This window comes from Microcystis sp. M090S1, from assembly GCF_020246295.1.
In the GTDB taxonomy this organism is placed as follows: Bacteria; Cyanobacteriota; Cyanobacteriia; order Cyanobacteriales; family Microcystaceae; genus Microcystis; species Microcystis aeruginosa.
In genome coordinates, this window is record NZ_JADBTF010000266.1 from 1 (window position 1) to 7,334 (window position 7,334).

At 36.8% G+C, this 7,334-nt stretch carries 7 protein-coding genes and 1 pseudogene; 6 read left to right on the forward strand and 2 right to left on the reverse strand.

Annotated elements, in window-relative coordinates; translation table 11 throughout:
* Positions 1 to 125 precede the first annotated feature (125 nt).
* From IM477_RS11815 to IM477_RS11835, 5 genes and pseudogenes are all read left to right on the forward strand, one after another.
* Positions 126 to 779 (forward strand): annotated as a pseudogene (locus IM477_RS11815) (glycosyltransferase family 2 protein); the annotation flags it as partial.
* 59 nt (positions 780 to 838) lie between these two features.
* On the forward strand, positions 839 to 1,456 hold the full coding sequence (locus tag IM477_RS11820; RefSeq protein WP_287731846.1) for a class I SAM-dependent methyltransferase: 618 nt from the start codon (positions 839 to 841) through the stop codon (positions 1,454 to 1,456).
* Between the two features lie 19 nt (positions 1,457 to 1,475).
* Positions 1,476 to 2,432, forward strand: coding sequence for a glycosyltransferase (locus IM477_RS11825; RefSeq protein ID WP_287731847.1), 957 nt, complete (start codon positions 1,476 to 1,478; stop codon positions 2,430 to 2,432).
* 49 nt (positions 2,433 to 2,481) lie between these two features.
* The gene (locus tag IM477_RS11830; protein ID WP_287731848.1) at positions 2,482 to 2,892 is read left to right on the forward strand and encodes a GtrA family protein; all 411 of its coding nucleotides are present in this window, start codon (positions 2,482 to 2,484) and stop codon (positions 2,890 to 2,892) included.
* A gap of 83 nt (positions 2,893 to 2,975) precedes the next feature.
* Positions 2,976 to 4,673, forward strand: a complete 1,698-nt coding sequence (locus IM477_RS11835; protein ID WP_287731849.1) for a hypothetical protein — start codon at positions 2,976 to 2,978, stop codon at positions 4,671 to 4,673.
* Here the strand turns inward: IM477_RS11835 and IM477_RS11840 are convergent.
* Complete coding sequence (locus IM477_RS11840) at positions 4,665 to 4,796, reverse strand: hypothetical protein (protein WP_287731850.1); 132 nt, start codon at positions 4,794 to 4,796, stop codon at positions 4,665 to 4,667. The two genes, IM477_RS11835 and IM477_RS11840, sit on opposite strands and share 9 nt — an antisense overlap.
* Positions 4,797 to 4,826: 30 nt before the next feature.
* On the opposite strand from IM477_RS11840, the gene IM477_RS11845 reads away from it, so the two are divergent.
* The gene (locus IM477_RS11845; protein WP_287731852.1) at positions 4,827 to 6,743 is read left to right on the forward strand and encodes a hypothetical protein; all 1,917 of its coding nucleotides are present in this window, start codon (positions 4,827 to 4,829) and stop codon (positions 6,741 to 6,743) included.
* Positions 6,744 to 6,893: 150 nt separating this feature from the next.
* Here IM477_RS11845 and IM477_RS11850 read toward each other — a convergent pair whose 3' ends face one another.
* Entirely contained in the window at positions 6,894 to 7,175 is a 282-nt protein-coding gene (locus tag IM477_RS11850) for a hypothetical protein (protein WP_002756706.1), read from the reverse strand.
* Positions 7,176 to 7,334 lie beyond the last annotated feature (159 nt).

Below are 7,334 nucleotides of genomic sequence, written 5' to 3' on the forward strand. Positions count from 1 at the left end.
AACTTTAAACTCTAAGACAAACATTTTACGCAGGGGGGACTTAGACAAAATCAGTATAGCACAATAAAAGTTAAGTTAACAAGATATAGTTTAAAAAGCCGTCCTAAAAGGACGGGGCTTTAACCCAAAATTTCGGTAAACGGGCGATCGAACAATTGAACCTACGCACCACTGGCATGGAATTCGCCAGCGAGATGGTGGTGAAAGCATCTCTCTACGGCCTAAAAATTACCGAAGTACCAACCACTTTATCCCCTGACGGTCGCAGTCGTCCCCCCCACCTAAAAACTTGGCGCGATGGCTGGCGACATCTCCGATTTCTCTTAATGTATAGTCCTCGTTGGTTGTTTCTCTATCCCGGACTGGCTTTAATGTTTCTGGGATTTGTGGCGACGATTTGGTTTATGACCCAACCGAAAGTTCACACCCTTCTCTATTCAGCCACAGCTTTGATTATTGGCTTTCAAATCGTCAGTTTTGCCGTCTTCACAAAAGCTTTTGCTATCAGCGAAGGTTTATTACCGGAAGACCGCAAGTTAAAGCGATTTTTGCGTTATATTAATCTGGAGGTGGGATTGATCATTGGCGTAATTTCATTTTTACTAGGTATAGGCGGTTCGGTGTATGCTTTATATACTTGGAATGCACAACTTTATGGAGCCTTAGATCCAGCCGTGACCATGCGAATTGTCATTCCTTCCGTAACCGCTTTAGCGTTGGGAGTACAGGTGATTTTTTCCAGTTTCTTTTTAAGTGTTTTGGAACTGAAGAGAAAATAATTAACCTACCCAGAATTATCCCTAGTTGTAGCTCCCTTCTCTAGTCGCCCAGAAAACTTATGAACAGGAAAATCAATCCCTTTAATCAGGATACAAAAAATCAGTCCTACTCCGAACGATTGCTGAATAAACAGACGGCAAAATGGAAAGAAATATTGGATGTTCAAGCTCCTTACCGTTGGAATCTTCAGAGGTTAAATTTAGGTTTTACTCTCGATATTGGTTGTGGAATAGGCCGTAATCTGATGAATCTGAAAGGAAATGGAATTGGTATTGACCACAATTTTCACTCAGTTGAAGTCTGCCGGGCTAGGGGCTTTACGGCTTTTACACCAGAGGAATTTCAACAGTCATCATTTGATGAACCAGAAAAATTTGATTCTATTTTATTAGCTCACGTTGCAGAACACATGAGTTACTTAGAGGTAATTAGTTTACTTAATGACTATGTTTATTTGTTAAAAAATCACGGCAAATTAGTTATAATAACTCCTCAAGAAGCCGGTTTCAAGAGTGATGCAACCCATGTAGAATTTATGAATTTTGCTAAATTGAAAGCAATTGCTAGAGAACTTGATTCCAAAATTATTCAACAATACTCTTTCCCTTTTCCGCGAATGGTGGGCAAATTATTTAAGTATAATGAATTTGTCTCCTTAAGTCAAAAAGAGAAATAAAATTACCAGAGCAAAGAATATGAGTAAACCTTGGCTGTCAGTTTTAATTCCCACTTACAATGGGGAAAAATATTTGGCAAAAGCCCTAAACTCTATTGCTATTCAAGATGATTTTGATATAGAGTGTCTGGCTATTGATGATGGCTCAACAGATGAAACCCTGGCAATACTCAAGTATTTTCAAACCAAAATTCCCCTAAAAGTTGTTACAAGGGAACCGCAAAAAAACTGGGTAGCTAATACTAATTATCTGCTGAATATGGCCCGATCTGATTATGTCTGCTTTTTACATCAAGATGATATGTGGCTACCCCAGAGATTGATGATTTTAAAAAAGCAGACCCTTCAATTTCCCGAGGCCAATTTAATTCTTAATCCTTCTATATTTGTCAATATACAAGGGCAAAAATTAGGACTCTGGCGATGTCCTCTACCTTCTTATCCAATAATGATTAGTTCGGAGCAAATGATTGGTAAATTGTTAGTGCAGAATTTTATCTCTATTCCCGCACCAATTTTTAAGAGAGAGATGGCTTTAAAAGTAGGTGGTTTGGATGAAAAACTATGGTACACGGCTGATTGGGATTTTTGGCTAAAATTAGCTCAATATGGACAGATAATATACTATCCCAAACCCTTATCAGTCTTTCGCATTCATTCTCATTCCCAAACCGTTACTCGTAGCTCTTACATCCAAGATTTTCGACAACAGTTAGAATCTGTTATCGATGAGCATCTAGAAGCATGGAATACTTCTAGTCAAACCAAGAGTAAAATTAGGAAAATTGCTAACTTCTCTAAAGAAGTTAACATAGCGTTGGCTTCTATTATTCATGGTAAAAAAGTTAAAATAAGTTTTTTGGTACAGGGATTATTTTCCTTAGGTTTCTTGGGTATATACAAATTCTTTAGAGACTCAAGAATCCTAGAGAGAATTATGGCTAGAATGAGAGCCAAATTGAATCAAGTCAACTAAAGTGTTGACACTGATGTCCTGCCCCAAATTTTTATAGGAATGATAGCTAATGCAAAGATCAAAAACATTATTTAAAAGTGGTTTTTTTAAATTTTTATTGGTGGGATTATTTTGTACAATTCAAAATGTTTTTTGGCTGTATTTATTGACGACAATACTTAAGTTTCATTATCTAATTTCTACAATAATTTTAATGATTACTGTTAACAGCTTGGGATTTTATCTGAATAAGCGTTATACTTTTAAACCCGATAAAACTAGAACCATTAAATCTGTTTTTAAAGAGTTGATAAAATACCACACGGTTATGTTATCTAGTTCATTAATTATCTTAGGTTTAATGTATGTATTCGTTGATATTTTCAGGATTTGGTATATACTGTCAAACTTGGTCATCAGTATTGGTATGTCGATTTACAATTTCTTAATTCACAAGAGATGGACTTTTAATCGAAAATAGTGGTCTTTATTTAAGATTTTTTGCCATCAAAATTACCAGATAATTCATTACCATTTTTCCTAATCAACCTATCAACTAAGCAAATGTTAAGCATCAATAACAATCACTCTAGTACTCAATCTTCTAATAAAGTAACATTTAAGAGGGTTCTAAAGCTTATAGATGGCAAGAAACAATACTTTCTCTTGACTTTACTATTTCTAATTGCTGCGAAATTTTTTCTGATTAGAAATAGTGAAGTTTTAGCCCTTCCAAAAGATTCTTGGGGCTATATCCTAATGGCAAATCAAAAAATTTGGTTTCCTACAAATAATGGAGAGTTAAATGAATTATCAGGACATAGCCAAGGCTACTCTATATTTATACTGTTTTCCAGTCTACTTAATTTTCCTCTGCGAATCAGTCATGAGATTTTTTATATTTTATCTAATATTTTATTAGTTTATAGTTTTCGTCGCTTGAAAATACCTCGACTGATATGTATAGCTATTTTTGCTATTTTAACTTTTCATGTAACAACTTTTCTGTGGTTCAATACTATTTTAACTGAAACAATAGCCATTAGTTTATATCATATTCTTTTGGCTTTGACTGTCATAACTGTTATGTCAGAAAATTTAGCGAGGAAACTAATATTTTCTGTTCTTGGTGGATTGTGTTTAGGAATAATATTCATTACCCGTCCAGAGCAGATAGTGTTCTTGCTGAGTTACCTAGTTGTTTTTGTTATTCTCGTATTAAGAAATAGAATCAATATAGCAAGAGCTATTCGAGAAGCTTTGCCGATTTGTATTATTCCCATTGCTATAAGTTTATTAATTACTATGTTTTTTACTCTCTTGAATGGTTTTTTTCTGGGAGTACCCGCACTTTCTCTGCCTAGTTCTCAAGCTGTTCTGGGAACTTTTGTGAAAATTCGGAGTATAGATGATGGTAAGAATCGAGATAATTTTAATTTGATCACTATCAATCGACAACAATTACTAATAGCTTATCAAGTTAGTCCTACATTTAGTAAACTAAAACCATTAATTGAAAAAGAATTAGCAACTAAAATTACTAGCAGGGGTGGAAAAGATACTAATGTAGAATTACCTATTGATTGGGTTCAATGGTCAGTAATAGTAGCTGCTAATCAAATAACAGATACCAATAACAGAAGCGCTTACCAAGTTTTTGAAAAAATAAATTATGAGCTTGAAACGGCATTTCAACATAAAAAAATTAAACCTAAGGCTTTTTCTTTTAATGAAATAGATATCGGTTATTGGCTGTCTAAATTTAAACGCTCATTAACTACAACTACGGGATATTTAGTCTTTCCCCGAGTTAGCGAAAGATTTTTACAAAATACAGATGACAAACGTGTGACTCCTGAAATGGAATCAGTATTTAATCGAGTAGCCCATCGTAGAACCCACCTAATCAACCAGAAGAATTTAAACAAATATCTTATTGCCTATTTAAAACGCTTAACTCCCTTAATTCATCTCATCAATATTCTCGGTATTATTTCTTTTATAGCATTATTTGTGTATTATTTGGCTACTTCTATTCACTCACCGCTCCTTGATCGATACATTCTTATTATTTCTTTCACTTTATCTATCATACTGCTTCGTCTATTTTTGTATACTGTAGTTGACATGGCATTTTTCCCCGCTCCCTCACGCTATCTCTTTCCCAGTAATTCATTGTTATCGGCTTTATCGCTTCTAAACTTATATGTTACTGTTAAATTTTTATGCTCGAAAATAGCAAGAAATCGACGATCATCCTAGTTCTTCAAGATTATTTTCTTCCTTGACTTCTTCCACGGCCATTTCAGGATAGATGGTATCCGTATTAAATGTAAAATACTTGTATAAAACGTAAAGGTAGTTATGCAGACAAAGAGTTCGCATTTTTTAGATTTAACTCCTCTAAGAGAATTTATGCTTTCCAGAACCTTCTGGTTCAGTCTCAGCATCGTATTCTCTATTTTGTACAGTCTCTTATTCTTACAAGTCGCTTTCGGTAGCGAGTACAGCATTCAAGACGATGCGCGCCGTCTTATCGTTTGGATGATGCGTTTCTCCGATTCAGAGCTTTTTCCTGATGATTTCCTGATGAACTATTATCAATGGGCGACTCCTTCGGCCTTAGCAAGTCTTTATAAATTGATGTCAATGGTGGGGATAAACGCCATACTTTTTAATAAGCTCGTACCGATCGCCCTAGGTTTAATATCTACCATTTATTGCTATCGAGTCTCCCTACAAATTCTGCCCGTACCTTTGGCTGGATTTATCTCTACACTATTTCTCAATCAAAATCTGTGGTTAAAAGATGATTTAGGTTCCGGTACCCCAAGAGGCTTTTTATACCCTCTTTTTCTGGCCTTTATCTATTACTTACTTCGCTCTTCCACGATTCCTTGTTTACTCTCTTTAATTTTACTGGCTTTCTTTTACCCTCCTTCGGTTCTGGTTGCTTCTGGAGTCTTAGTTCTCCGTCTCTTCTCCTGGAATAACCAAAGATTGCGTTTGACTACAGACCGAAAAGAGATTGTTTTTTGTATAGTCAGCTTGCTGGTTGTATTTTTAATCTTACTGACATATCTTTTCAAAAGTAGTGACTATGGAGCCATGGTTTCTCTGGCGGAAGCTCGAAATTTGTCAGAGTTCGGACAAGATGGTAAAATCGGATTTTTTCATCGAGAGCCGCTGACCTTTTGGACCTGTAATGATTATAGCGGTTTTTTCCCGAGAGATTGGTGTATTTTTAACCCCTTCAAGAGAAAATTTTTCCTCTTACCACCTCAAATTCTACTCGGACTAGCCTTGCCGATTATCCTCTATTATCGCTCCCATTTTTCTCTAGTGGAACGAATCACGAGCGCACGATTTATCCTGCCACAAATTTTGCTTTCCTCGATCGCCTTTTATCTAATCTCTCACGCTGTCCTCTTCAAGCTATATTTACCGCAAAGATACACGGAACATAGCCTAAGGATAGTTTTCGCTATTGCGGGGGGAATCGCTTTATCGATGCTGATCGATAAACTGTTAGAATGGGGGGCTAAAAAGACTATAGCAAGTGGAATAACCATCATTATCTTTCTCCTACTTCAAGTAGCAATGATTTATTCCTACCTGCCGATTCTTTATTTCAATCGAACTCGCTCGCTCTTGCTGACTGGACTGATGGTCATCCAAATATTAGGATTACTTTATTTTGTCGGAAGAGATAGAAAAAAAACACTTCCCGCAAGAGAAGTTTGCTTATCGAGAGTTTTTTTAACCTATATAATGCTCATCGTTATTGCGGTATCCGCACTACTGTATCCGCTCTCTCTGAAAAAATACTATTTTTTCCCAAAAGTTAGCTATATTACGGGAAAAGAACCGGAGCTTTATCAGTTTTTAGCTAAACAGCCGAAAGATAGTCTCGTGGCTTCTCTCTCCCTAGAGGGTGATAATATTCCCTCCTTTGCCCTGCGTCCCGTGTTTGTCCACCGAGACTCCTTAGAACCCTATAACTTGTTATTCTATGAAAAACTTCGCCAAAGATATATCGACTTGATCGAGGCCCAATATAGTCCCGATCTGACTGCCGTGCAGAACTTTATCCAGAAAAATAACATTCGTTTTTGGTTACTCGATCGCTCCGCTTTTTCCCCAGACTACCCAATCGATAAAGTTGGCCTTCAATCCTTTGGATCGGTAACTTCTGATGCGGTAGAAAGACTGCAAGCGGGAACCCCCCTCGTTTTATCCCAGTTAAGCAAGAGTTGTTCGGTTGTCGAATCAAAAAATATTATCCTCTTAGATGCTTCATGTATTCTCGATGCAAAAAACCCGGTTCGGTAGTTGCGCGGGGAGTAGATAACTTCAGTTCGGGTTAAGGAGATTTTGCCATGACTTCCAGGAAAGAATAGGGCTGACTGGCTGAGGTAAAATTAGGGTTTCGGCTTATCCTGAACTCAGGTTAGTTATGACATGGCAATTCTACAAAACCGCCTAATTTGATAGCTTTTTACTATCCTCCGATGCTGCCGCTTCTAGGCTGGTAATTGCGGTTTCTGCCGTCAAAATAGGAGGAACATCACTTAAACTAGCAGTTTGATAAACCTGTTCATTTCCAGCAAATAAATTGCTCATATCTTGAGAATAATTAGAAGCGATCGATAATAAAGCTCCGGCAAAAATATAAAGAGGTAACGGTAAAATAAACCCCTTGGCCCATTGATAAAACTCCACCAACAAAAATAACAAAACACAACCCACAACCCAGACTTTCATCGCACTTTTTCCCTATTTTTACGAGAAAAGGTGAGCAAAAAGCCCACCCTGTATTTAACTAATTCCAGTGAGAATTTATTCGATCACGGGAGCGATTAACTCGCGTCTTTCCCCCGAAATAACTTTCACCTTACCTTCCTCATCGATATCGACCATGGC